This window comes from Actinotignum stranguriae (genome assembly GCF_051265215.1).
Taxonomy (GTDB): Bacteria; Actinomycetota; Actinomycetes; order Actinomycetales; family Actinomycetaceae; genus Actinotignum; species Actinotignum schaalii_C.
In genome coordinates this window covers 62,089-86,621 of record NZ_JBOZCJ010000003.1, presented here as the reverse complement: position 1 = coordinate 86,621, position 24,533 = coordinate 62,089, and the positions used below count along the sequence as shown (strand labels likewise).

Sequence of the window (24,533 nt, the reverse complement as noted above, 5' to 3'; positions counted from 1 at the left end):
GGCGTCGTCGCTCACCATGACGGTACGGTCGCTAACAGAGATACATATAGGAAAGGTGATCCGGTGAGAATCGGGAGCAGACGATGGCTGGGGGCGCTGGCAGCAGGTGCGCTGGGCGTCGCCGGGTTAGCGACGCCGGCGCGTGCCGATGACCGCGACGACCTCGTCCGCCAGCAAGAACAGCAGGAAGCGGAAATTGAGAATCTGCGGTCCTCCCTCGAGGGCGTGGACGTGGATTTGCAGAACGTCTACCTCAAGCTGCAAGAAACGCAGGCGCAGGTTCCCGGGGCGCAGGCCGCATTATTGCAGGCGCAGAACGACGCCGCAGCAGCCCAGCGCGAACAAGAAAAGATCGGTGCGCGCCTGGATGCCGCCGAAGGTGAACTCGATTCCATCACCTCCTCCATTGCGCAAGGAGAGAAGAAACTGAGCGAAACGCGCGATAACCTCGGTGAGATCGCGCGTTCTGAATACCGCGGGGATAACCGGGTTTCTACCGTGGAGCTCCTCATCGGCGCGAAGTCGAGCGCGGATTTCTTCAACGCGCTTTCCGCGAACCAAGCTATTACCCGGGTGCAATCCCAAACTCTCACCGACGTCACCCAAACAACGGCGGCGAACCGGACCCGCGCCCAGCGGCAAAAGGCAGTGCAAGGGGAGATCTCCCAGCTCAAGAGCCAGGCGGACGCCGCCGTGGCGGAAAAGAAATCGAAAGAAGCAGCAGCCGCGGCCCGCACCAAGGAACTCGCGGATCTCGAAGCTTCTGTCACCCAGCAATCCCAAGCCCTGGAGGCGCGGCGCGGAGAATTCCAGAATTCGCTTTCGGCCATGAACGCGGCCCGCGATGACACCGCCGCGCAGATTGCCCGCATTGACGAAGAAAACCGGCGGCGCGCCGCGGAAGCAGCAGCCCAGGGCGGCGGGGGAGGTGCCCCGGCGGCGCCTCCGGCGGCCTCCGGAGCACTCATCCCACCGGTGCCCGCCCCGCTGTATGTGACCTCGCCCTTCGGGATGCGGGTCTATCCCTTCGACGGCGGCTGGTGGATGCACGAGGGCGTGGACTTGCGTTCAGCCTGCGGTAACCCGCAATATGCGGCGGCTGCCGGCGTGGTGGCTGCGGTGCGGCCGGCCTCCGGTAATGGCACGCACGGCAACCAGGTCATTCTCAACCTCGGCTATATCAATGGCTCGTCCTACGTGGTGGTTTACAACCATCTCTCTGGCTTCAACGTGTCCGTGGGGCAGAGCGTGGGCCAGGGCGATGTGATCGGTTGGACGGGAATGACGGGCATGGTCACCGGCTGCCACGTACACTTTGAGGTGTGGCAGGACGGCGTGGTCATCGACCCGATGTCCCTGCCGGGATTCTACGAATAACGCGCCGGAAACGCTGGAGCACTGGCGAGCCCTGCATATTGGCTAGCCCAGCGCGTTGGCGTAGCTGACCACCTAACCACGAATCGACGAATGAGGATGTCATGACACAAGCACACGGCTCGACCGATCCCGCTCCCACCACCGCCGCGGCCTCGCACGTGCCTGACACCGCGTCGGAAGCAGAAGAACTGGTCCAACCTCGGGTGATGGAGGAGGACGCGGTTCCGGCCGGTGCTGAAACACCGGTTGCAACCACCGAGGTAAGCTTCGGTTCGCCGCGTCAGGACGCACCCGCGTCTGGTTCGCCCGATGTGCCCGCGCCGGCGAAGAAAAAGCAGAAGGCAGATGTGAGCGAGTATTCGCGGCGGCAATTGGAGAAGCGCTACGCGCGCGGGCAGCGTAAAGCAACGGCCTACGAGGTGCTCACCGGGGTGCTGGCGCTCGTGCTCGCCTGGTTCGTGTGGGATCGAGCTGCTATCACCGATTCGCCTTACGCGGTGGGGACGCTGCTTTTCGCGGTCGGTTTCGCGGCGCTCATTGTGCTGGCGATGGTACGCCGCATGATTAATACGATCTCCACGCGGCGGGGGATCGCGGTGGCCGGGGTAGCTACCGGCGTGACTACTTTTGTTATTGGATTGATTATCACTTTGACGGTGAATACTGATGCGGCAGCTGCGCCGTCGTTCTTCACCGATCATCTACTGGACGTGAGCGCGCCGGCGGTGGTGCTGCTGGCCGGAACCCTTGTTTTTGTATGGCTCCTCATCACAGACCAGCGCGAGCTTAAGGATTAGAACGGAGAAAGCCCGAGTGGCGAAGAAAAAAGCGGGGAAGCTGAGCGCGGCCCAGCAGGCGAAAGCCGCGGCCGATGCGCATCAGGTGATCGCGCGCAATAAGAAAGCGCGGCACGACTATTTCATTGAGGACACCTTTGAGGCGGGGATGTCGCTATCCGGCACCGAGGTGAAGGCGCTGCGCATGGGGCGGGCCTCGCTAGTGGATGGCTGGATTGAGGTGGACCGCGGGCAGGTGTACGCGCACGGGATCAATATCCCGATTTACGCGATGGGGACGTGGACGAATCACGCGCCCACCCGCAAACGGCGCCTGCTGCTGCACAAATCGGAGATTGAGAAGCTGGCGCGGGCGGTCGAGGCGAAGGGGTATACGATTGTGCCCCTCGAGCTGTACTTCGTGCGCGGGCTCGCCAAGCTGGAAATCGCGGTGGCCAAGGGCAAGCAGGAATGGGATAAGCGCGAGACAATCCGCCGGCGCGAAGCAGACCGGGAGGCACAGCGGGCCATGTCTGCAGCTAGGCGCCGCGAAGGGCTGGTGCGGTAGCTGACCGTGGTAACGTGGTGAAGAGCTTTCGCTATTGAAGGATGGGTGTGAATCGATGCGCGCCTATAGTGGCGGCGATGCACTGGCCAATCGGGGCTTCGCGAGGATTCCTGGCGAATCACGCTCCTTCATTCTGGAATTTAGCGGAACTACCAAAGAAAAATGAGCACCCGCGCCGAAAAATCGGAGTGGGTGCTCATGATTAGTGGAGATGCCGGGAATCGAACCCGGGTCCGACGATAGCCAAAGGAGTATTCTCCGGGCGCAGTTCGTTGATAGTTGTTTTCGGCTCCAGGGTTCCACACGAACCAGGCCCTGACGAACCTATCTATGTTGGTGTCGCGAGCACGCCCGTAGCAAACGTACTCACCAGTGGCTTTCTAAGCGATGCTGAGGTCTAGGCGGAAAGCACACCTAGTTCAGCAGATTTCGCAGGTCGCTTAGCTTAGGCAGCGAGGGCGAAATCGGTGCTCTTGTTCTTGGCACCTATTGGTTTGCAGAGACGCGTTATCGAGATGACTCTACATCCTCGGCCCGCTTCCCTCCGACTAACTACCGCCGTCGAAACCGATCATCCCCGTATGCTGTTATCAAACAGTTCCACCCGCCCGGCACTCAATGCCACTAGCGCGGTGGATTCATTAGTCTACAACGACGACGCCGTATGCGCTATTCCCGCTGGCAATGTACTTAGAATCCAGTGCCTTTTCTGAGGTGAAGAAATATATATGCCACCGCAGTGGTGCCCGCCGGGCCTGAAAGTGTTGTTGTCGCAATAGTCAAACCTGATACGCAGAAGTATCCCCCTGTGTACGATAACGACGAACAGGGCAGAATAAGCTAAATTTAAGAAATGGGAACTGACATGGCTGCAATGTCCGGCGGGCCGACGTACCGGGTATATCTCGCAGAGAACCGCAAATCTGGAACTCTGTTCCAGCCTGTTTTCCAGGCCTGCCGCGGATAAACGACCAGGTCAGGCAGTCTCTTCCCCGCGCAAGCGGGGGTAATTCTATCCCTATCATTAGCGTGCAAATGGTCAATGACTCTTCCCCGCGCAAGCGGGGGTAATTCGCCTTTTCGCGTTCTTCCGGGCTCAGATTTTCGCTCTTCCCCGCGCAAGCGGGGGTAATTCCTTCCATCGGTCTCATATTCGAAAATCGTTTCACTCTTCCCCGCGCAAGCGGGGGTAATTCCCCATGCCGATTACCACGCTTAGCTTCAAGGAACTCTTCCCCGCGCAAGCGGGGGTAATTCCGTCGCTGTCGGTGAGGGTTTCGTCGAACTTCGCTCTTCCCCGCGCAAGCGGGGGTAATTCCGGCGAATTAGGCCCCGCCACGGTCATTGCGTTCTCTTCCCCGCGCAAGCGGGGGTAATTCCAGTAAGCCGTCCCCGGCTTGCCGTGACCCGGCCTCTTCCCCGCGCAAGCGGGGGTAATTCCGTCCTCTACGGCATCCGCACCCTAGCCAGCCTCTCTTCCCCGCGCAAGCGGGGGTAATTCCCTTTAATGCGAGTTGAACCCATGGTGTTACCTCTCTTCCCCGCGCAAGCGGGGGTAATTCCAGAAAATCTATCAATCCTCACTCTCATCGAATCTCTTCCCCGCGCAAGCGGGGGTAATTCCGTCGGCGTAAACCGATACCCAGAAACAGTCTCCTCTTCCCCGCGCAAGCGGGGGTAATTCCCAAATGACCCCCTACATGCTCAAGACCGCCACCTCTTCCCCGCGCAAGCGGGGGTAATTCCTCAGATGGTGGAAGGCGCAGGGCTTGACCTCGCTCTTCCCCGCGCAAGCGGGGGTAATTCTGTTTTCAAGGAAAACGCCGCCACCGTCCATGCCTCTTCCCCGCGCAAGCGGGGGTAATTCCCGGTGGAAGCAGCGACCACCGCGGCCGCGCTCCTCTTCCCCGCGCAAGCGGGGGTAATTCCTGTGCGCTCTCCATAGCTGGCGGCTTGCTGGACTCTTCCCCGCGCAAGCGGGGGTAATTCCAGCGATAGTTTCGCCGGGCGGGCATATCCGTACTGTTCCCCGCGCAAGCGGGGGTAATTCCCGGCAAAGTAAAGATGATGGCCGCCGCCGTCCCTGTTCCCCGCGCAAGCGGGGGTAATTCCGGGGCAGGCGCGTAAAGAGCTGGAGAAATTCGCTGTTCCCCGCGCAAGCGGGGGTAATTCCGGGTTTCGGGTTGAGTGCGGGCGGGGTCGGGGCTGTTCCCCGCGCAAGCGGGGGTAATTCCTGGGGGGGGTTGAGTTTGCGGGTGTGGGCGGGCCCTGTTCCCCGCGCAAGCGGGGGTAATTCCCGCGCTCGTGCCGGTCAAGTTCAAGGCCGCGTCTGTTCCCCGCGCAAGCGGGGGTAATTCCGCCTACAACATCCCGCTCTCGCGGGTGCTCGGCTGTTCCCCGCGCAGGCGGGGGTAATTCTAACTCGGCGGATGTTTTGACGTCGGCCGCGATCTGTTCCCCGCGCAGGCGGGGGTAATTCCCCCCCCGTGAAAGGAATGGAATAATGGCAGCAACCTGTTCCCCGCGCAGGCGGGGGTAATTCCTTGTAGCTTGGCCCCTCGATAACCGCTAGGCCCTCTTCCCCGCGCCGGCGGGGGTAATTCTAGGGAGATGCGGGTGCCACTGGCGACGTCGGCCTCTTCCCCGCCCAAGCGGGGGTAATTCCGTCATGGTCGTCACCAACGGATCGTTCTACAAATCTTCCCCGCGCAAGCGGAGGAAACTCCAGCGTGTGCCGTGTGCCGTGTGCCGTGTGCCTTGCGGCTTACCGCGCTTGGCCAGGTCCTCCTACACCTCGCTCCACACCTCGTCGACATCCAGAACAAACCACCGTCGAAGGCTGTCGATGAAGTGGATCGCGGAGCCGCGGGACCCGGCGGGGTAATAGGGGAGTTTGGCATCGGACGTGTGTTGCACCTGGTAGCGCGTGATTTCGTGGTATCCGTCGCTCGTATCTGCAAGGGCGCAGATGGGTTCGCGATAATCACCGTAGGCGAGTACACGATGTCCCGAAACTGCCAAGCCTCTCAGCCGCGGTATTTCCTTGCGAGTATCAACGATCCGTGTAATCCGATCTTTTTCAATTGTGACCAATGGGAAATCGGAATAGGGGCAAATGATCGTCCGCTCATCGGTGCAGTTCATGGCGTAGCAATCGGCAATAAAGGTCAGGCGGGCCAAGTCCTCGCCGAACTCCGGTTCTACATCATGCCAGTCAGGATAGAGCCATTCCGCTTGTAGTTCGCTATTCCAGCGGCAGAGCCCGCAAAACCCAAGCGCAAGGTTTTCCGCCTCTCCGCTTTTCTCTCCGCGTACTCCGAAGTCCCAACCGAAGTTACCGAAAACTCCTTCATCGAAATAACTCGTCCAGATGGTGCCATCGCTGAGGGCTTGGACATCCTGGATGCCATCACCGAGTACTCCGGATCGCACCAGCTCCCCGCCCGCAGTGTAGATGTAGGCATTGTGGGTGGCCTCGCGCCGGTCGCTGGACCACCGGCATCGCGCGCCAACGGCGAGGAATGTGCCGTTAGGCAAGTATTGAACATCAGGAACGGACACGGGTAGATCGACGGGCGTAGAAGCAATGCGTACCGTCCCGTCCAGATTATGCAGCACGAAAATCGCGACCGCGTCTTCAGAAACGAAAACCCGCGGAAAATTCTCGTTACGCTCGAAGAATCGCGCCCGTAACCGGTGCTTGCAGAGTGGCTTGGTACCGGGGCGTGATAATGCGCATTTCTTCAGTCTTTCTGTCGCGTCACTTTTTCGCGCTAGGGTACGACGACGCCGTACCTTGTCACGCTACTCATCCGGCCACACATCGTTGATATCCACAGTGAACCACACGCCAAAATCGTCAATCCAATGTATTTTTGAATCGCGGCAACTCGCAAGCCACCACGGACCATAAACTTCTTCTGGAGAATCGATGTGGCACTTCTCAATTTCTTGATACCCGTTCGTCGTATCTGACAAGACGAAGTAGTGATCTCCACCATGCTCCACACAGTAGGCCAGAATGTGTGAACCTGATACGGCAAGGCCACGAATGTCGTGTAGTGCACCGTGGGTTTCAACAATACGTGTGACCTGATCGCCGGCAATGCTCGTGATGGCAAAGTCGTAATTTGGGCATATTGTTGAGACCTTATCGGTACAGTGCAACGCGCGATGGTCGTCGATATATGCATGGCGGGCAAGCTCTTTACCAAAGGTGGGCGTTAGCTCCTCAGCAGTAGGGTAGCGCCAAACGCTCTCGAAGTTGCTGTCCCAGCGGATCAATCCACACTCTCCGATTGGTTCGCGAGTTTCCTTATCCGCGTCATTTGGGCGCAACTGCGCATGCCATCCGTTATTACCGATAATTCCTTCATAGAAATACCCAGTCCAGAAAGTACCATCGCTGAGCGCTTGGACATCGGTAACTCCATCCCCAACAGTCCCGCTTCTGATTAGTTTGCCTTCGACATCGTAGATGAAAGCGTTGTGGTCAGCACGATTCTCCGTTGCGTGCCATCGGCACCGTGACCCGACAAGAAGAAAAGCTCCCGAAGGTAAGGATTGGATATGGGGGAAGCAAACCGGGAATCGAAAAATAGGTGTTTTCTGGGTAACTTTGCCGGTACCGTTATGCTGTGTCAGCAGAGCGTCAACAACACCATTCATATGCACATTAGGGTAACAGCCATCGTCGGACCTCCCAAAAAACTTGTGATAATCCTCGTCCGTGCTCCAGATCGCCACCGGTAAGCCGTCGTAGCTGACGGACGCGTCCACGAGGACAGCCCCGATAACCGGCGGTTCCAGCGTAGCTTGATATTTAGGTGTGATAACGCGCATTTCTTCGGCCATGCTTCAGTCTCTCACAACCAGTTTTTTCGCGCATCGTGGCATATGTGCTGGTAGGCGAAGTGGCGTCGTCGTCGCGCTAAATCGGTGGGACTTAGTTCCCTCACATGCCGCGCATTCTATGGGCGAAGATGAGACAAGCAGCCGCGCGAAAATAAGAAAACACGCCTTTTCGCGGCCGGATTGCGGTGATGATGGCGTCGCGCGCATCGGGCATGGCTGAGTCGATGGAGGGAGGATAACGATGAGCATACGAAAACTTGGCGCGATGGCGGTCGCGCTTCTGCTGGCCTTGCTGGGCATCACGGCCTACTCGCAGGCGCAACCGGTCGATAGTCCGGCCGCGCGGGTCGAGTGCCCGGCCAAGGAACACCCCGATTTCATTACCTTGGAGCTGTGGGGAACGCAGTACACCCGCGATGCCGAAGGTAACCTACAAAAGGATTTACCCAAGGAAACGATCAAGTACGGGGTGTTCAAGGTCTACCAGGACCGCAGCGAACAGCTGTGGATCAATCCCCGCTACGAAGCCAACAAGGACCAATTCGAGGTCGTAAATTACCCCTCAACGGTCGATGAATGGAATTTTACGTTCAGCGTCCCCAAATATGAGCTTGCTGGCCCCACCTGGAGGGATAACGAAGTCGAGTACGGCATCGCGGAAATTCCCTCACCGGGGTACCGCAGCGATAAGGATACGAATCCGGATGGCACCTTCCGATTCACCAATACCTTGGCTACGGATGTCTCGGCAACGAAGGCCTGGCAGGACGACGATAACGCCAAGCAAACCCGCCCGGAGAACATCACTTTCGTGCTGCTGGGTGACGGCAAGGAAGTCGCTCGCAAGACTGTTGGTGCGGCCGAAGATTGGAAAGTCACCTTCGCTGAAGTGGACAAGTGCGCAGGCGGCTACCTCATCAATTACACGATTGTGGAGGAGTCTGTAGAGGGGTACACCACGGCCGTGACGGGGAATATGACGGATGGATTCGTGGTGACGAACACTATCGTGCCGCCGCCCCCGACTCCGACACCTACGGAATCGGAGACCCCCACGCCCACCCCGACTCCGACGGTGCCGGCAACAACCCCGCCGGCAACAACCCCGCCGGTTCCCTCGCAAACGCCAACTCCCACAACCACGCCTACGCCGCGCGAGCGGCTCGTGAAAACGGGAACATCCATGGCCGGTCCGGCCGTGCCCCTGGCGGGCTTTGCTCTCTTGGGAGCGGGAGGTGTGATGGTGGTACGACGGCGCAGCTAAGCACCGTGAACTCCGCACATTAATGTGACTCATCGTGGGGCGGCGACGCCGTAAAGTCGCCGCCCCACACTAGCGCGCCCACCAATGTCCGCGCGTCAGCCAACCACATCCGCCCGTAAGGTCTCTTCACAAAAGAACTTTTTAGTGCCATAGTGGCTTGGTGATGGGGGCACAGGTGCCCCGTTCAGTCTCGCTCACCGTGGCGCCCGCCGCACCGATGGCTGAAAAAACAATCACGTTTCATCAATAACTACAAAGGAGTAACCGTATGTCGATTCGCGTTGCCATTGTGGGAGTAGGTAATTGCGCGTCCTCGCTGGTGCAGGGCGTGACCTACTACCACGGCGCATCTGAAAGCGAAACGGTCCCGGGCCTGATGCATGTGGTATTCGGCGATTACCATATCCGCGATATTGAGTTCGTTGCGGCTTTCGACGTCGACGCTAAGAAAGTCGGCGTCGATCTGGCCACCGCGATCAACGCCAGCGAAAATAACACAATTAAAATCTGCGATGTGGCACCCACCGGGGTGGAGGTGCTGCGCGGCCCGACGCTGGATGGGCTGGGGGAGTACTACCGCGCCACCATTACCGAATCCGAAGCTGAACCCGTTGATGTGGTGGCCGCGCTGAGGGATGCACGGGCCGATGTGCTGGTTTCCTACCTCCCGGTCGGCTCCGAAGAAGCCGCGAAGTTCTACGCGCAAGCAGCCCTTGATGCCGGTGTTGCCATGATTAACTGCATGCCGGTGTTCATTGCCTCCAACCCGGAGTGGGCCCAGAAGTTCACGGATGCCGGCGTGCCGATTGTGGGCGACGATATTAAGAGCCAGATCGGCGCGACTATCACCCATCGGGTGCTCGCCCGGCTTTTCGAAGAGCGCGGGATTTCCCTTGACCATACGTACCAGCTCAACGTGGGCGGCAATATGGATTTCAAGAATATGCTCCAGCGTTCGCGCCTGGAATCGAAAAAAATCTCCAAAACCCAGGCTGTCACCAGCAATATCACCCAGCAGCTCGACCCGCACGATATCCACGTGGGGCCCTCCGATTGGGTCCCGTGGCTCGAGGATCGCAAATTTGCCTTCGTGCGCCTGGAGGGCCGCAACTTCGGTGATATCCCCGTCAAGCTGGAATACAAGCTCGAAGTGTGGGATTCCCCGAACTCTGCTGGCGTGGTTATCGACGCGATCCGCGCGGCCAAGATCGCTCTCGACCGCGGCGTCGGCGGCCCGCTGCTTTCCGCCAGTGCCTATTTCATGAAGTCGCCGGCGCGGCAGCGCCCCGATGAGGAGGCCCGTGCTGCGGTGGAGGCTTTCATCCGCGGGGAAGTGGAACGCTAAACCTCACGCTGAGTACCGGACGCTTCGTGCGAAATACCCGGCTTTTTGCCTAAATGACCGTGGCGGCCGTTTCCACTACAAGGAGCGGCCGCCACGCATATGTACCGATATACACCGGGGTGCTACACAATCGCCCCGACTGCTTTACCGCGCCCCGAGCACGCACCGGGCGATTAATTGGTCAATACGGCGTACGTCAATCTTTTCGTCCAAACTAATTCCGATATGCCCGGCCATAGTCCAGAGTTTGATTTCTGCGCTGATGTCCAAATATCCTGCGTTTTTGGTTGACCACATTTTGATAGAACTATACGGAAGGGAGTAAATTTCAACTTTTTTGCCCGTGAGTCCTTGAGCATCACGCACAATTAACCTTTTTGACGTGAATATAGCGCTATCGCGCGCCGCTTTGTATGCGGCATATGGTTCCTCTCCTTCGACGAGGATGTTCTCCACGTCCGGTGGTATAGGAATCTCTCGCGAGAAGATCCATGTGGCAAGCGGTGCAAGTTCCATTGTTGTTGTCTCTTTCGGTCCTAGTGCGAACACCGCTGTTCGCAGCGATACAGCCATTTTTGCACGCCGGGACTGAGTTCAGGTAGGTACGACGGCGCAGCTCACGAGCCTGTGGGCACCCGAGCCACCACTGGTTCGCTACCGAGTTTTCACCCCGGTAGCCTCCTTCGCGTTGGCTCCCATCTCAGCATTAGCCATTTTCATGACGTTCCAACCTTGCTTAATAAGTAACGCCTGAAGGGGGAGTCGGCCGTAAGCAATAGCCTTGAGCCGCCAGGGCTTGTCTTGCCACTGGTGGGCCATGTAGATATTCGCCGGGAAAACGGCCAGGAAAAGGGCGATTGCCGCAGCGCCGCCGAGTTTGCGGGTGCGGGGCTGTGCAATGAGTCCGGCTGTCGCTAATTCGGCCACCCCGGAGGCGAGGGTATAGGCGCGCGGCTGGCCGGGCAGTTGGGGCGGGATGATGGAGTCGAAAGGTTTGGGGGCAACGAAGTGGAGGCTTCCCATCCCGGCGAGCAGGCCGGTCAGGAGTTGTGGATCTTTGCGTGGCATAGCTTGATCGTAGACCTGGCATGAAGCCATGTTCAACCATTTCACGAGCGGGTGCGACAGGCCGGAACTGAATTCCGTGCCGAATTTGTCACTAGACAACCATGAACACATTACGTACTTTTCGTCAATTATCGTGTGGTGCCCACTACATAAAATCCTTTACCAATTGGTGAAACTTCATTTGAGATAAACGGGTTGGGTCAAGGGTCCTAGAATTTGCCGTGCTATGGTGGCGCGAAAAAAACGCGGGGGGGGGTGCTATTTCTGGGGATTTTTGCGCCATAGTACGCCAACTTGCCAAGTGTAAAGATTTGCAAAAAATTTTCAGGATGGAAGCAATCTAGGAACTTTGGCGGATATGAATCACGTTTTGACCTACTGGACAGTAGGTATTCATTCCCGTAGGTTGTTAAGCTGATTGATAACTATTAGTTATACGGCGGGCTGATAAACCACTTCCGGTGATCAAACCTTCGTGTAATGGACAGGATGAGCGTGAGTTTTCGGGCGATACCGGCAACGGTTGCAACGATCATGGCCGCACTGATGACCAGCCACGCCACGGGTCTCCCTTTTTCGGAAGCCCCGGCACCTCATCCCACTCCCGGTGTAACCACCGCACAAAACGCTAGTGACCAGCCCACCTCGGAAACTTCGGAGCCTGGCACCGCCGCCACGGATCCTGCGCAGCCCGAGCCTGCCAGCCCGGCAGCGCCGTTGCCCATCACTGAAGAAGGTACGGCAGAAGCGGAAACGGCAGAAGGTGCAGCCGGCACCACCGAACCTACTTCGGCGCCGGAAACCGATCCGAGTGCCGCGGAAACCGCAGAGGCCACCACTCCGTTGGATCGGGCGCAGAAGAGCTGGCGCGAACAGCTTGGAACTCTTGAGCAGCCGGAAACCGCTCCGCGTGACGGCTCGGCCAGCCTACTGGCTGCACCTCCTAATCACTTCGCCCCGCGCAACGTACGGGAAACTTCTATGCAGCAGTGCTCCGGTCGCGGTTTTTACTCCATGAGCTCCGGTAAGGGTGAAATTAATCTTCTTACTGTCAAGCCGAATGGAGGGCTCGGTTCCGAACCTGTCGGGCGCGTGGAATGGCGAAAGGACTGGACCGCTGGTCCGAAAAAGGTCGGGTATGACGCGCTGGCGATTGCCGCGGATGGGTCCATGTGGCATACCGAGTTACGCGGAGAAACTACGCCGGGTGCAAGCCCGGAAACTTGGATCGCGCACGGGCGTATCAGCAACACTGGCGAAAAAGGATACGAATCCCTCGTGAGGTACAAAGTGCTGTCGCCGGAGATGCCGATCAAGGGTGGAACGATGTCTCCAGGCCGAGATGGTAAATACTTTATGGTCGGTGACGCGGGTAAGGCGAAGCCCGGGAGGCCGAACGATCCTTACACCTCCAAGCGTAAGCTCGTGGTCTTCGATCCGGCCACGAACCGCCTGGTGACTCTTGGATACCTGGAGACCACCAGCCTGTCCTCAGCCATTTTCTCTGATCTTATTTTCGATAAAGAAGGAAATCTTTATCTTCTCTCCGGTTCTTCCGAGGGGCGTAAGAATAATCAGGGCCGTGATTTTTCGGGTCTCAGCCAAATGCGTATTGACCGCATTGATGCGGCAGACCTCAAGAATGCATATGACGAAGCGATTAAGAAGGGGCAGTACGCAAGTCCGAGTGACTCGCGCACGAACCCGGTGATCAATCTGGGCACGATTCGCAATCGGAATTTCCCGAAGCTTCCGAGCAAACTGATTCGCTCGTTCTTCATGAACCTTCGCATGTTCGAGCCGGATGGTTTGGCGGCTGGTCCGAATGGGTCCTTTTATGTCTCGGGTCGTTATACCGGCCAGCACGGTAACCTGCAGCCGGGGCAGGCAGGTCTTCCTCAAGCGCGGGTTTACGAAGTTGATATTATTTCCGGCCAGGTGAAGAACAACGGAAACCCGGTCTTCCAGGTGCCCAAGGCGCCCACTGATCCGAACGGGCAGTGGGCGGATCAGGCGATTGCCGATACTGAAGGCTGCGCAGACCTTCCCACGATTAGCGCGGAAAAGAACATTACTCAGCGCCTGAACAGCAGTGATCAGTTCACCGTCACGGTTGCCGAGAAGAACCCCGGTAATAATCCGCTGGGCGGTGCACCGTATTCCGAATCGGTTACGACGACGGGCCAGGCCACCGGTCCCCAAACGGCGACGCGCAAGATGCTGCGTGGCCGGGATCGCGTATATGTGCTCAAGGAGCAGCTGGCAGATGGGTCGGCCTCGTCCCTCAGTGACTACAACAAAGTATGGAGCTGCACGGACAAGCTGGGGCGGAATGTTCGGGTTCATAACCAACGTGAGGATGGCGGTGCCTTTGTCGGGGAAGTGACCTCGCCCGCTGTGAACGGGAATCTCACCTGTTCGGTGTTGAATAGCCCGAAGGTGACGTCTTTGACCGTGGAGAAGCGCGATAGCGAATGGAATGATCCGCTGCCCGGAGCTGTTTTCGACCTGTGCGAGGATACCAACGGGAACGGCCGTTGCGATGCTGGTGAGCCGCGTCAAGGCGAGCGCACCACGGATCGATACGGCCGGGCCAGGTGGGACAATGTGCTCATTGGCAGGCGCTACGTGGTGGATGAAGTATCTGCGCCGCGCGGGTACCGTCCGGCGGGTGCGCCCCAGGTAGTAACGACGGCGCAGCAGAATCCGCCGGTCATCATTAAGAATGATCGCGTGCGTGGCACCATCGTCTGGGAAAAGAAGGAAACCGGGTCGGAGAAATTCCTCAAGGGATCCGTATGGACGGTGCGCGATCAGCATGGGCGGCCTTTCGAGGTAAGCGATTGCGTGGGGGAGACCGCGCAGGCGTGCCCGGCCACGAAGCTCTGGCAGGATCAGGATCCGCGCCCGGGCAAGTTGCGCCTGGAAAACGTTCCCTGGGGTGCCTACACCCTGGAAGAAAAGACCGCGCCGCTGGGCTACGTGAAATCCACCGAGGTGAAAACCGTGGAGGTGGGCGCCACAACGGTCACGAATGACCGTAACGAGCCCGTGGAACTGAATCTCGGCGCGATTTATAACAAGCTTCGTGAGGCACCGCCGCTCCCACTCACCGGTGGATGGAGCGAGGACGCGTTCCGCACGGCAGGCTTCGCGGTGCTCGGGGGAGCTGTGCTCCTGGTGAGCATCGTGATGATCAGACGGCGAAACCGGGGGTGAGCGTGAAATAAGGCTCAGCCACTGAGAGCTGTGCACGTCAAACTGTGCAGCTAACGCCGCCCTTCGGGCAGAAATAACCACAAAACTAATTGAAGCAATATGTGCTGCAATCACGGAGAGGACTACCATGCAGCTGAAGAAATCTATCCGCGCGGTGCTCGCCGCCCTGATCACCGCCCTGCTGGGCGCCGCTGGTCTGGTGCTCGCACCCGGGGCCCACGCTGTGCCGGGTGCTGACACCCTCGGCAACCCCGATCTTAACGCTAAGGGTTCCATTACGGTTCACAAGTACAAGAACCCGGCCTGGAATAAAGACAATAATGGTCGTCTAATCACGGATGTTCCGCAGGGGGCAGAAGCTCTCGACGGTATCGAATTCATTCTCCAAAAGGTTGATGGAATCAATCTTTCCAACCCGGACGAGTGGGAGAAGATCTCCAAGCTCAAGTACGATGAAAATACCAAGAAGGTCACGTACGAAGGTAACGACGTGGCGCTGAACGCTGCCGAGACTACTAAGACGACCGCTAATGGTGGCACTGCGCAGTTTGCAGATTTAGCTGCTGGTGTGTACCTCGTTCGCGAAGGTAATACGGGTGATCACAAGGTCATCGAAAAGGCTCAGCCCTTCTTTGTGTCCATTCCGTTCCCTTCGAAGGTAGCTGACAAGGCCGAATGGATCTACGACGTCCATGCTTACCCGAAGAACACCGTGTCCGATGACGGCACCAAGACTCTGAAGGACGAAGCCGCTCAAAAGGTTGGCGACATCGTTAAGTGGGATATCAAGTACAAGGTTCCGGCGCTGAAGAAGGACGAAACCTACAAGAAGGTCGGCATGGTCGATCAGCTCAATGCTCACCTCAAGTACGTCTCTGCAACTGTGACCTTGGGTGGTCAGGCTCTTACGGAAAACACCGATTACACCCTTGATGTGAACCCGGCTGCTAAGGATGATACTGACGTCTCGGTGCGTCAGACCGTTACCGTGCAGCTCACTCAGGAAGGTCTGAACAAGGTCAAGGCCGGCCAGGAATTCAAGGTTGAGCTTTCGACCCAAATTACCGGCCTCCCGAAGAATGGCGAGATTCCTAACTCCTTCGGACCGATCGTTAACGAATACAACCCGGGTACCGAAACGACCACCAGCAACCGCCCCGTGAAGCTCGGTAACCTGATTCTGCTCAAGCAGGATAAGGATAACCAGAAGCCGCTGAAGGGTGCTGAATTCGAAGTATTCGCTACCCAGGCTGAGGCTGAAGCTGGTACGAACCCCATTGCTTCCGCGACATCGGATGATGAAGGTAAGGTTCGTTTCCCGGGTCTGGTTCTTGGAGATGCTAATAGCAAGCAGTTCTTCGTCAAGGAAAAGAAGGCTCCTGCCGGTTACGTGATTAGTACCGAAGTCAAGCCGGTTACTGTCAATAAGGGAGAGACTACTGAAGTCGGACTCACTGTTGATAACACCAAGCATGACGGCCCGAACCTGCCGCTGACCGGTGCTGCCGGCCAGCTCATGCTCACCCTCGGTGGCCTCGCGCTGCTGGGTGCTGCTGGTGGCTTGACCGTCGCTCAGGTTCGCCGCAACCGCGCGGTGAACGCCTAAGCACAGAACTGACCGCGTAACTTTCGCGGCCTACCGAACGGGTGGGGAGGTGCCATCTGGTACCTCCCCACCCGGGTCTGTATCTCATGAAGAAAAACCTGCTGCTGCCCTACCTCATCGGGCTCCTTGTTATCCTCGGGCTCACGCTACTGGTGTACCCGCACGCCGCCGCCTGGCTCTCCCAATACGAGCAATCCAAAGTCACCGGGGCGTACTCCGAGCAAATCGCTACCGCCCAGCCCGATAAAGATACCCAGCTAGCCGCCGCGCATGCCTATAACGAAGCATTCAACGCTGGCGCGGTCCTGGAAGCCAATGAACGCAAAGCCACCGGCACCGGCGACACCACCGCCGCAGACGGCATCTGGCCATACGAAAAAATCCTTGCCGCGGACTCCGAGGGCCTCATGGCCCGACTCCGCATCCCCACTATCGACGTTGACCTACCCGTCTACCATGGCACTTCAGATGAGGTTCTCAACCGCGCGGCCGGCCACCTAGAAGGCACCTCACTACCCGTGGGCGGGCCCAGCACCCGCGCCGTTATCACCGCGCACCGCGGCCTCGCGAACGCCCGCATGTTCACCGACCTCAACAAAGTCAATGTGGGGGATACCTTCACCATTGAAGTGTTCGGAGATGTACTCACCTATCGCGTGCGGGATACCAAAGTAGTAGCGCCGGAAGATACCGATACCCTGCGGGTAGAAGAAGGCAAAGACCTCGTCACCCTGGTGACCTGCACCCCGCTCGGTATTAACTCCCATCGCATCCTAGTCACGGGGGAGCGCATTATCCCCACCCCGGTAGCGGACGTAGAAGCCGCGAATAAACCCTCCGATCTGCCGCGCTTCCCGTGGTTCGCTATTGCGTACGGAGTGGCTGTGCTGGCCACCATCGGGGTGCTTGCGCGTACGACGTGGAAAGAGCGCCGCCGCGCCCAGAAAGCAGCAGCCGCCCGGAAAGAAGCCTCGGCTCAGAAGGTAGCAGCCGCTCAGGAAGAATAGTGCCCGCTATTCAGGACAGTTCCTCGTCAGCACGTAAGAATTCATCCCTACCGATGGTGAAGCGCCGCTTCGCCACCGGCGCGGGTGGTGCGGGAAGCGCAATAGCCTCAAGGCCGGTATCGGTCACCCGCACGAGGAGCTGAAGCTTCCCCTGCTCCACCAGGTAAAAAGCACGCGGATGCGGTCCATCCAACCACCCCCGGAAAGCATCCAAATCCAGCATGCTCATAATAAAGAAGCCAGCCGACTTCAATCGGAAATGGCTGGGCCGTGCCTCCAGGTACCAGATCCGCGCCTCCGGGAAGAGCTCACGCACCTGATTATCCGCATCGCGCCGTTCCGCAGCCGCGAGCTCAGACTTGTGCCGTTCCGGATCAGCTACCAGCGCGCTGTGCACATTCTCCGCGGGGCGCCGCAGCACCACCGTGCCAAATGCTGACATCGGCGTTTCGGGATCACGCATCGAGGGCCGCTTTGCCATCAGGCACCTTCCTTTCCAGAGCCCGCGGGAGCCGTAGCGTCAGCTGCCGGAACGGCAGCTGCGGCGTCGTCGCCCTCACTCGGGCAAGGCGCGGGGAGGCTCCACTGCAGCGGAATTGCCCCGCGGCTGCGATCCGGATGCTGAATAACATCGAGAAGGCCCAAGATAGTGGGGGTGAGCGCCGTCGTGCCGGTATACGCAAGATAGCGGGACTGCCAGCGCGGCTTGAACTTTTCTTTATAGGAACGCAAGCCCTTGAAATTGTAGAGACGGTCCCCGAAATCGTAAATCACACGCACCACCTTTTCGCGCGCCCGTGAGAAGCGCGTGGTGCCGGTATTAGACATAGGCGCCATCCCCAGATTCACGTGGGTATAGCCGTTGTCCTTCGCCCATTCGATAAGGGAAACGAAAATACCGTCCATGGTGCCGCCCGGCGCGTCCGGGCGGATGCGCATGAGGTCCACGGAGGCAACCCCCGGGGCCATCGGCATGAGGCTCGCGAAACCTTCGATACGCTCCTCCCCGCGCACCAGCAGCACCGGGGTGCGGCCAATATAGGAGGCATCGAAGAAACCGAGGGAGAAGCCCATCTCCGCGCGCTTGCCCAGCCACGCATCCGAAACCTCGCGTAGCTGCTCCAGGAACTCAGGAGTATAGGGCGGGAAATGCACCTCGAAATGGGTGCCCTTTTCGCCCATCCGGTTACGCATACGCCGGAATACCTTGCCCTTATTGCCCACATTGGAATACGTGGCCAGATCCACGGTGGCATCCTCCCCGATTTTCACGAAGGAGAAACCGATATTCGCGCACGCCCCCAGGTAGATATCCGCAATCTCGTAAATCGCGACCGAGCAGCCGTGTTCATCGGCATAGGTGACGAATTCCTCGAAAAGCTCCTCGAAAGCAGCCTCATCCCCGAAAGGATCACCGAGTACCAGCATGGAGGAACGGTAGGGGCGGTAGAGGAGCGCGGCGCGCCCGTTAGACGAATAAAAGACCTGCTTATCGCCCAGGTAGAAGAGGTGGGTGAAAGCGTTACCGGCATTGTGTTCGGCCAGGAACGCCTCGAAACGCTGCACATCGGCCGGGGTGGGAAGCTCGAAATGCGGGGCGCGGGAACGTGAGAAGAGCAGCGCGAGGGAAATAAGGGAAACGAAGCAGATCATGCTCAGCCCGGTGAGAAGGGCGTGCGCGGTGGGGTATACGTGCGCCTGCGGGGCACCGTGGATCCAACGCCAGGCGAAAATTGCCAGCGGGATACCTACCGCGATCACCGCGGAAAACGCGAAAGAACGCCATTCGAAGGGGAGGGGTTCGCGGTTGAAGGCCCCGCGTGCCAGGTAGAGCAGAATCGAGAACAGAATGATGACGATGAGCGCGCCGGTATCTAGCCCGCGCGCCACCGAGGCCACCGCGGCTACGCCTAGCAGGATCAAAATGATGGGGAAGACGCGGCTGACACGCTGGCGCACCCCGCGCGCCAAAATGAGCAGCATGATCCCCACCAGCAGCGAGACAATGCGCGAGGAGCGGATCATTTCGTGGGGGAGGAATACATGTAGCAGCGCCACCCGCGCGTAGAAAGAAGGCGCGAAAGCATTGACGATGGAGAAAATCCCCAGGATCACCACGCCGGTGGAGAGCGCATTAATGAGCCAGCGTTCACGCTTATCACGGTCCTCCAGGCCCAGGCGCGGGTAGGCGTATTCGGCCAGCCAGTACACGGTGGCCGCCAGCCACGGTAGCGCGTAGTAGGTAACCCGGTAAACGATAATCGCAAGCACCAGGGTGGAGGAATCAAAACCGAGGTGCTGAAAGAACACGATAACGGTGAGGTCGAAGGTTCCCAGCCCCGCCGGGATAAAGCTGAGCAGGCCCACGAGCGTTGCGGTGGCGTACACAAATACCGCCTGCACGAAAGAAACCTCGCCCAGGAACGTGCGCACGCAAATCCAGAAGAACACCGCCGCGGCCAGCCAGTCCGCAACAGAGGCGAAAAGCATCTGGAGTTTCTGCCGGAAGTTCTGGGTGCCGATCGCGGTGGTGCGCAGGTCAATCTTCCAGATATGCACCTTGCCGGCCAGGAAATACACCGGGATGTACAGGCAGGCCACCACGGGCACGATGAGGAAACGCCCGTCATAACGGAACGCGAAAGGGAGGGTGGCCAGCAGCATGGCGAAAAGTCCGAGCAGATTCGCGGCCCACACCGCAACGCTGGCATCCACGGCGGCTTTGGTGGAGGCCCCGGCCCGCTTGTAGTAGCGCGAGCGAATCGCCCCGCCGGTCAGCCCGCCCAGCCCCGCGAAATTATTGAAAGCCTGGGCAATCCACCCGGTTTTCACGGCGGTTCCCACCGGGACCTCCACCCCGAAATGCCGCGAAGCGAAAATGTCATAAATACCGGTGGCGGTAAACGCCAGGAAACCGAGAGCCACGAGCTCCACGAGGACCACCGGCGGCGTTGAGCTGAGGACCCGCGCCATATGCTCCCCGCTCAACTCTTGAAGTTGCGTACGAGCCACGGCCGCCACCCCGGCGATCACCAGCACATAGAAAGTGATTTTGAAGGGGCGGGGATGGGAGCGGATGAAAGCGACAAGTCGCGACACCGGGGAACCTTTCTTCGACGACGACGCCTCGGCCCGCGTGCTCGCTTTCGCGCTACTGACCGGCCCGGAGGCATCCTGAACCTTACTCATTATGCCCTGAAACCAGGCCCGTGCGCCGGTAAATGGAGGCGGCAAGGCCGCGCAAAACCTGTGACAACTGTGGAAATTGGTGGGAGTTGTGATGTATGTCTTAACCGACACGCGGCGATTTCGCAGAAAATTCTCACTTTGGCGCCAGTTTCCGCTACATTTTTGCTTAGTGGTTCTTATGAGCCATGTACCTGAACAGATATCGAGAGGTATTTTCATGTCCGTTAACCGCACAGAGCTCATCGCAGCTATCGCCGACCGTTCCGGCCTGTCCAAGTCCGATGCCGATAAGGCGATCGCCGCGCTCCAGGAAGTGCTCGTCGATTCGCTTTCCAAGGGTGAAGCCGTGAAGATCACCGGCCTGCTCTCCGTGGAGCGCACCGAGCGCGCCGCCCGCAAGGGCCGCAACCCCCGCACCGGTGACGAAATCGAGATTCCCGCCGGCTACGGCGTGAAGATCTCGGCTGGCTCCAACCTCAAGAAGGCTGTGTCCAACAAGTAACGCCACGGGCTGTCCAGCATCGCCTCCTCGGTTCACGCCGGGGAGGCGATTCTTCTTTGTGGTGAGGTGAGGTACGACGGCGCCGCCCGGCTGCTTCCCACTCCCGGCACGGGCCGTACAATAGAGCCCATGAGTACTTCCCTTCCCGATCCTTTAGGAACTCCGGGCGCACCATCGGCCCCGGCCGGCCCGGCTACGGAATCTCAACAATCCGTAGGGTTGCTCGAGCGCACCGAAGAACGCCTCTCCCACGGTGACGAAGAGCGTTTTTCCCACTATGTACGCAAGGACCGCCTCGTGGCCTCGGCCGTATACGGTCAGCCCGTGGTGGCGCTGTGCGGGAAGATCTGGATTCCTTCGCGCAACCCGGATCGTTACCCGGTGTGCCCCACCTGCAAGGAGATCCGCAAACAGATGGGCAACCAAGGCTCCGGATGGCCCTTCGGGCCGGACGTGCCGGGAAGTGGCAAGTGAGTCTGCACCGTTCGATTCCCGCTTCCACCCCGCATAGTCCCTCTGTTTCCGCCGCTTCGAATCTCCCTCCGGCTTTCCCGGCCCGCGCGGCCTGGGGAACCACCTCGAGCCTGCGTTCCTGGCAGGCCGAAGCGCTGCGCCTCTACCTGGAGCGCATGCCCCGTGATTTCCTCGCGGTAGCCACCCCCGGCGCGGGAAAAACTACCTTTGCGTTGCGCGTCGCCGTCGAAATGCTCGCGCGCCACGAGGCTCGCACCATCACGGTGGTCTGCCCCACGGAACACCTGAAAACCCAGTGGGCGCAGGCCGCGGCCCGCGTGGGTATTCAGCTGGACGCTGATTTTACGAATGCGCAACGCACCGAGGGCTCTTTCTTCAACGGGGTGTGCGTGACCTATGCTCAGGTGGCCGCCAACCCCGCCCTGCATCGCGAACGCACCGCTGCGCGGCCCACCTTCGTGATTCTGGATGAAATCCACCACGGCGGGGATGCACTCTCCTGGGGCGATGGCATCCGCGAAGCCTTCACCCCGGCGGCGCGGCGCCTGGCCCTCACCGGCACGCCGTTCCGTTCGGATACCTCGCCTATCCCTTTCGTGACCTACGAACCGGATGGCTGCGGCAACCTGCGCTCGAAAGCTGATTACACCTACGGCTACGCCCAGGCCCTGCGTGACGGGGTTGTCCGGCCCGTTATCTTCCTGTCCTATTCCGGGCAGGTGCGCTGGCAGACGAAACAGGGGGACGTGGTGGCCGCGACCCTGGGGGAGCCGCTCACCAAAGATATGACGGCGCAGGCGTGGCGTACCGCCCTCAACCCGGGCGGGGAGTGGATCCCGGAGGTGCTGTCCGCCGCGAACGAACGCCTCACGGTGGTGCGCCGCTCACTACCTGATTCGGGTGGGCTGGTGATCGCCTCCAACCAGAAAGACGCGCGGGCTTACGCGGATATTCTTACCGAGATCACCGGGGAGGCCCCCACCGTGGTACTTTCCGATGATTCAGGTGCGAATGAAAAAATCGCGAGCTTCGCGGATTCGGATTCCCGGTGGATGGTGGCGGTGCGCATGGTATCCGAAGGTGTGGACGTGCCGCGGCTAGCGGTGGGCGTGTACGCGACTTCGGCCTCCACACCGCTGTATTTCGCGCAGGCTATCGGGCGTTTCGTGCGGGCGCGCCGGCGCGGGGAAACCGCGACGGTGTTTCTGCCGTCCGTGCCGGTGCTGCTTGAGCTGGCCGCTCAGATGGAAAAGGAACGAGACCACGCCATTTCGAAGCAGGCGGAGGTGAGCGGCTGGGAAGATGAGCTGCTGGAGGCCGCCAATCGGGAAGAAAAAACCAGTGAGGAACTCGCCGGCCCGGGCTACGAAGCCCTGGAATCGGGTGCGCTTTTCGATAGGGCGCTTTTTGACGGCGGTGAATTCGGGCTCGGGGCAGCTGTCGGTTCGGAAGAAGAAGCCGATTTCCTGGGGATTCCCGGCCTGCTTGAACCCGAAGAAGTAACTACGCTGCTGCGGGCCCACCAGGCCGAGCAGGCGAAAAAGGCCCGCACCCAGCGCCCGGCCGCCGGAACCGATGAACTTACCCGGCGGCGCACCGCCCGTAAGGAACTCACCCAGCTGGTGGCTGCCTGGGCGAAGAAAACCGGGGACCCGCACGCCCTTATTCACACCGAGCTGCGCCGGGCCTGCGGCGGCCCGGAAGTGGCGCGCGCCAGTGCCGACCAGATTGAGGCACGCGTGAAAACACTGCGGCGCTGGTTCGTGGGCCAGCGCTAAGCGCGTCACCCCCGAAACAGCGCCGTGTGAGTGCGCGGCCGGTGCAGCAAGTCGCAACGGCCGCAGCGAGCAGAAAGGCGAGCGGGAATTAAGCCGCGGCGTCGTCGCCCGGGAAAATATCCACCATGCGGGTGGGGATAGCGGGTTCCCCGGCGGAGAGGCGCCAACCGTCGTAGGGGAGGGCGTCGCGCGAGGTATCGTGGCGCAGGCGGGCCGCGGAGAGGACCTCCGTGCCGCAGTAGCGTTCATCGATCACGCCGGCGTTCACCAGGTGGACCTGAAGCGGGCGGGCACCCTGCTTCTCCAGGTAGGCCAGGCCCTCCGCGAAACTAGCGGCGCTCACCACCAGCTCTTCGGTGGCATGCCCCCCGCTTTCCAGCCGCCCGGCAACCTTGAGGCCACCCACAGAAGCCTTGTTTTCCGAGGCCTTGGCGACCTCTTCGGGCCGGCCATCCGCACCTTCGCGCTGGACCAGCTTGTACACCATTTGCGCGGTGGGAACTCCCGAACCGGTTACCAGCCGGGTCCCCACCCCGTAGCCATCCACCGGAGCGGAATTGAGCGCCGCAATCGCGTATTCATCCAGGTCCGAGGTGACGGTAATCTTCGTGGACGTGGCCCCCAGGCGATCAAGCTGCTCACGCACCTGGAAAGCCGTTGCGATCAAATCACCCGAATCGATACGCACCGCGCCGATCTCACCGCCGGCAGCGCGCCCGGCCGCCACCGCATTCTCCACACCCTGCGCGATATTGTAGGTATCCACGAGGAGGGTGGTGCCGGTGCCCATCGCCGCGATCTGAGTATCAAAAGCTTCGCGCTCCGAATCATGGACCAGGGTGAAAGAATGCGCCGAGGTGCCGGAAACCGGGATCCCGTACTGGCGCCCGGCCTCCAGATCCGAAGTGCCCACAAAGCCCGCGATATAGGCCGCGCGGGCCGCGGAAACAGCGCTGCGTTCGTGGGTGCGGCGCGCCCCGAAGTCCACGCAGGGCCGCCCGTGCGCCGCAATCGTCATCCGCGAGGCAGCCGTCGCCACCGCCGAGTCATAGTTGAAAATAGATAGCGCGAGAGTTTCCAGCACGCAGCACTCCGCGAAAGTTCCCACCGCGGTGAGAATCGGAGAGCCGGGGAAGTACATTTCACCTTCCGCGTAACCCCAAATATCACCGGAGAATCGGAATGTGCGCAGCCACTCCAAAGCGGAATCGGAAACGATCTTATTGGCGCGCAAATACTCAATTTCTTCTTCCCCGAAACGGAAATTCTTCAGGGCGTCGAGGAGACGGCCAGTTCCGGCCACCACCCCGTAGCGGCGCCCGCCCGGGAGCCGGCGCGCAAAAATCTCAAAAACGGCCCGCCGTTGGGCCTTTCCCGACTGCATGGCGGCATCCACCATGGTCAGCTCGTACATATCAGTGAGCAAAGCAGTTGAAACACTCATATGCACGAGTCTACCCGCGCCCGCCTGAGCTGGCCGGGGATGATTGGCCGCGCCGGTTAGAG

General features: G+C 59.7%; 18 protein-coding genes, 1 other RNA gene and 1 CRISPR repeat array. Of the genes, 11 read left to right on the top strand and 8 right to left on the bottom strand.

Going from position 1 to position 24,533, the window contains the following annotated elements; translation table 11 throughout:
• The first annotated feature begins 63 nt into the window (after nucleotides 1-63).
• The 3 genes from ACRQEG_RS02250 to smpB all read left to right on the top strand — a co-directional run bounded on the left by ACRQEG_RS02250 (nucleotide 64) and on the right by smpB (nucleotide 2,721).
• Entirely contained in the window at nucleotides 64-1,377 is a 1,314-nt protein-coding gene (locus ACRQEG_RS02250) for a M23 family metallopeptidase (RefSeq protein ID WP_274733533.1), read from the top strand.
• A gap of 101 nt (nucleotides 1,378-1,478) precedes the next feature.
• Nucleotides 1,479-2,174 (top strand): YrzE family protein, encoded by a 696-nt coding sequence (locus ACRQEG_RS02245; protein ID WP_284891803.1) that lies wholly within the window; start codon nucleotides 1,479-1,481, stop codon nucleotides 2,172-2,174.
• A 16-nt stretch (nucleotides 2,175-2,190) separates the two neighbouring features.
• Nucleotides 2,191-2,721, top strand: a complete 531-nt coding sequence (gene smpB, locus ACRQEG_RS02240; protein WP_206435387.1) for an SsrA-binding protein SmpB — start codon at nucleotides 2,191-2,193, stop codon at nucleotides 2,719-2,721.
• Between the two features lie 203 nt (nucleotides 2,722-2,924).
• Here the strand turns inward: smpB and ssrA are convergent.
• The 3 genes from ssrA to ACRQEG_RS02225 all read right to left on the bottom strand — a co-directional run bounded on the left by ssrA (nucleotide 2,925) and on the right by ACRQEG_RS02225 (nucleotide 7,575).
• Nucleotides 2,925-3,300: a transfer-messenger RNA gene (gene ssrA / locus ACRQEG_RS02235) on the bottom strand.
• Between the two features lie 406 nt (nucleotides 3,301-3,706).
• Nucleotides 3,707-5,447: direct repeats of the CRISPR family, unit length 29 nt; unit sequence CTCTTCCCCGCGCAAGCGGGGGTAATTCC.
• Between the two features lie 61 nt (nucleotides 5,448-5,508).
• On the bottom strand, nucleotides 5,509-6,282 hold the full coding sequence (locus tag ACRQEG_RS02230) for a hypothetical protein (RefSeq protein WP_435733764.1): 774 nt from the start codon (nucleotides 6,280-6,282) through the stop codon (nucleotides 5,509-5,511).
• Nucleotides 6,283-6,525: 243 nt separating this feature from the next.
• Nucleotides 6,526-7,575 carry a hypothetical protein gene (locus ACRQEG_RS02225; protein WP_284891808.1) on the bottom strand — a complete coding sequence of 350 codons (1,050 nt, stop codon included), beginning with the start codon at nucleotides 7,573-7,575 and terminating at the stop codon, nucleotides 6,526-6,528.
• A gap of 241 nt (nucleotides 7,576-7,816) precedes the next feature.
• Between ACRQEG_RS02225 and ACRQEG_RS02220 the strand changes: the two genes are divergently transcribed.
• Nucleotides 7,817-8,839, top strand: coding sequence for a Cna B-type domain-containing protein (locus ACRQEG_RS02220; protein WP_316992452.1), 1,023 nt, complete (start codon nucleotides 7,817-7,819; stop codon nucleotides 8,837-8,839).
• Between the two features lie 268 nt (nucleotides 8,840-9,107).
• Entirely contained in the window at nucleotides 9,108-10,184 is a 1,077-nt protein-coding gene (locus tag ACRQEG_RS02215) for an inositol-3-phosphate synthase (protein WP_284891812.1), read from the top strand.
• A 144-nt stretch (nucleotides 10,185-10,328) separates the two neighbouring features.
• Here ACRQEG_RS02215 and ACRQEG_RS02210 read toward each other — a convergent pair whose 3' ends face one another.
• A complete protein-coding gene (locus ACRQEG_RS02210; RefSeq protein ID WP_284891839.1) occupies nucleotides 10,329-10,700 on the bottom strand; it encodes a PH domain-containing protein in 372 nt (123 codons plus the stop codon).
• Nucleotides 10,701-10,838: 138 nt separating this feature from the next.
• Entirely contained in the window at nucleotides 10,839-11,252 is a 414-nt protein-coding gene (locus ACRQEG_RS02205) for a DoxX family protein (protein ID WP_284891814.1), read from the bottom strand.
• Nucleotides 11,253-11,732: 480 nt separating this feature from the next.
• On the opposite strand from ACRQEG_RS02205, the gene ACRQEG_RS02200 reads away from it, so the two are divergent.
• From ACRQEG_RS02200 to ACRQEG_RS02190, 3 genes are all read left to right on the top strand, one after another.
• Entirely contained in the window at nucleotides 11,733-14,471 is a 2,739-nt protein-coding gene (locus ACRQEG_RS02200) for an MSCRAMM family protein (protein WP_435733763.1), read from the top strand.
• A gap of 127 nt (nucleotides 14,472-14,598) precedes the next feature.
• Entirely contained in the window at nucleotides 14,599-16,077 is a 1,479-nt protein-coding gene (locus ACRQEG_RS02195; RefSeq protein WP_320768156.1) for a SpaH/EbpB family LPXTG-anchored major pilin, read from the top strand.
• 86 nt (nucleotides 16,078-16,163) lie between these two features.
• Nucleotides 16,164-17,084, top strand: coding sequence for a class C sortase (locus ACRQEG_RS02190; RefSeq protein WP_284891822.1), 921 nt, complete (start codon nucleotides 16,164-16,166; stop codon nucleotides 17,082-17,084).
• Between the two features lie 10 nt (nucleotides 17,085-17,094).
• Here the strand turns inward: ACRQEG_RS02190 and ACRQEG_RS02185 are convergent, their stop codons facing one another.
• Both ACRQEG_RS02185 and mprF read right to left on the bottom strand, forming a co-directional pair.
• Nucleotides 17,095-17,565, bottom strand: a complete 471-nt coding sequence (locus ACRQEG_RS02185) for a hypothetical protein (RefSeq protein ID WP_284891824.1) — start codon at nucleotides 17,563-17,565, stop codon at nucleotides 17,095-17,097.
• Entirely contained in the window at nucleotides 17,565-20,273 is a 2,709-nt protein-coding gene (gene mprF, locus ACRQEG_RS02180) for a bifunctional lysylphosphatidylglycerol flippase/synthetase MprF (RefSeq protein ID WP_435733762.1), read from the bottom strand. Before mprF ends, ACRQEG_RS02185 begins: the two co-directional genes overlap by 1 nt.
• Nucleotides 20,274-20,490: 217 nt before the next feature.
• Between mprF and ACRQEG_RS02175 the strand changes: the two genes are divergently transcribed.
• The 3 genes from ACRQEG_RS02175 to ACRQEG_RS02165 all read left to right on the top strand — a co-directional run bounded on the left by ACRQEG_RS02175 (nucleotide 20,491) and on the right by ACRQEG_RS02165 (nucleotide 23,027).
• Nucleotides 20,491-20,775, top strand: coding sequence for an HU family DNA-binding protein (locus tag ACRQEG_RS02175; protein WP_016442950.1), 285 nt, complete (start codon nucleotides 20,491-20,493; stop codon nucleotides 20,773-20,775).
• 129 nt (nucleotides 20,776-20,904) lie between these two features.
• The gene (locus tag ACRQEG_RS02170) at nucleotides 20,905-21,249 is read left to right on the top strand and encodes a DUF3039 domain-containing protein (protein WP_274733834.1); all 345 of its coding nucleotides are present in this window, start codon (nucleotides 20,905-20,907) and stop codon (nucleotides 21,247-21,249) included.
• Nucleotides 21,210-23,027, top strand: coding sequence for a DEAD/DEAH box helicase (locus ACRQEG_RS02165; RefSeq protein ID WP_284891828.1), 1,818 nt, complete (start codon nucleotides 21,210-21,212; stop codon nucleotides 23,025-23,027). Before ACRQEG_RS02170 ends, ACRQEG_RS02165 begins: the two co-directional genes overlap by 40 nt.
• 88 nt (nucleotides 23,028-23,115) lie before the next feature.
• Here ACRQEG_RS02165 and ACRQEG_RS02160 read toward each other — a convergent pair whose 3' ends face one another.
• The gene (locus ACRQEG_RS02160; protein ID WP_435733761.1) at nucleotides 23,116-24,471 is read right to left on the bottom strand and encodes a nicotinate phosphoribosyltransferase; all 1,356 of its coding nucleotides are present in this window, start codon (nucleotides 24,469-24,471) and stop codon (nucleotides 23,116-23,118) included.
• Nucleotides 24,472-24,533 lie beyond the last annotated feature (62 nt).

Bases quoted from the DNA above. Each gene is read 5' to 3' on its own strand.
- mprF (WP_435733762.1), bottom strand. From the start codon at position 20,273: ATGAGTAAGGTTCAGGATGCCTCCGGGCCGGTCAGTAGCGCGAAAGCG.
- ACRQEG_RS02220 (WP_316992452.1), top strand. From the start codon at position 7,817: ATGAGCATACGAAAACTTGGCGCGATGGCGGTCGCGCTTCTGCTGGCC.
- ACRQEG_RS02210 (WP_284891839.1), bottom strand. From the start codon at position 10,700: ATGGAACTTGCACCGCTTGCCACATGGATCTTCTCGCGAGAGATTCCT.
- ACRQEG_RS02245 (WP_284891803.1), top strand. From the start codon at position 1,479: ATGACACAAGCACACGGCTCGACCGATCCCGCTCCCACCACCGCCGCG.
- ACRQEG_RS02190 (WP_284891822.1), top strand. From the start codon at position 16,164: ATGAAGAAAAACCTGCTGCTGCCCTACCTCATCGGGCTCCTTGTTATC.
- ACRQEG_RS02165 (WP_284891828.1), top strand. From the start codon at position 21,210: ATGGCCCTTCGGGCCGGACGTGCCGGGAAGTGGCAAGTGAGTCTGCAC.
- ACRQEG_RS02205 (WP_284891814.1), bottom strand. From the start codon at position 11,252: ATGCCACGCAAAGATCCACAACTCCTGACCGGCCTGCTCGCCGGGATG.
- ACRQEG_RS02175 (WP_016442950.1), top strand. From the start codon at position 20,491: ATGTCCGTTAACCGCACAGAGCTCATCGCAGCTATCGCCGACCGTTCC.
- ACRQEG_RS02185 (WP_284891824.1), bottom strand. From the start codon at position 17,565: ATGGCAAAGCGGCCCTCGATGCGTGATCCCGAAACGCCGATGTCAGCA.
- ACRQEG_RS02225 (WP_284891808.1), bottom strand. From the start codon at position 7,575: ATGGCCGAAGAAATGCGCGTTATCACACCTAAATATCAAGCTACGCTG.
- ACRQEG_RS02160 (WP_435733761.1), bottom strand. From the start codon at position 24,471: ATGAGTGTTTCAACTGCTTTGCTCACTGATATGTACGAGCTGACCATG.
- ACRQEG_RS02215 (WP_284891812.1), top strand. From the start codon at position 9,108: ATGTCGATTCGCGTTGCCATTGTGGGAGTAGGTAATTGCGCGTCCTCG.
- ACRQEG_RS02170 (WP_274733834.1), top strand. From the start codon at position 20,905: ATGAGTACTTCCCTTCCCGATCCTTTAGGAACTCCGGGCGCACCATCG.
- ACRQEG_RS02200 (WP_435733763.1), top strand. From the start codon at position 11,733: ATGGACAGGATGAGCGTGAGTTTTCGGGCGATACCGGCAACGGTTGCA.
- ACRQEG_RS02195 (WP_320768156.1), top strand. From the start codon at position 14,599: ATGCAGCTGAAGAAATCTATCCGCGCGGTGCTCGCCGCCCTGATCACC.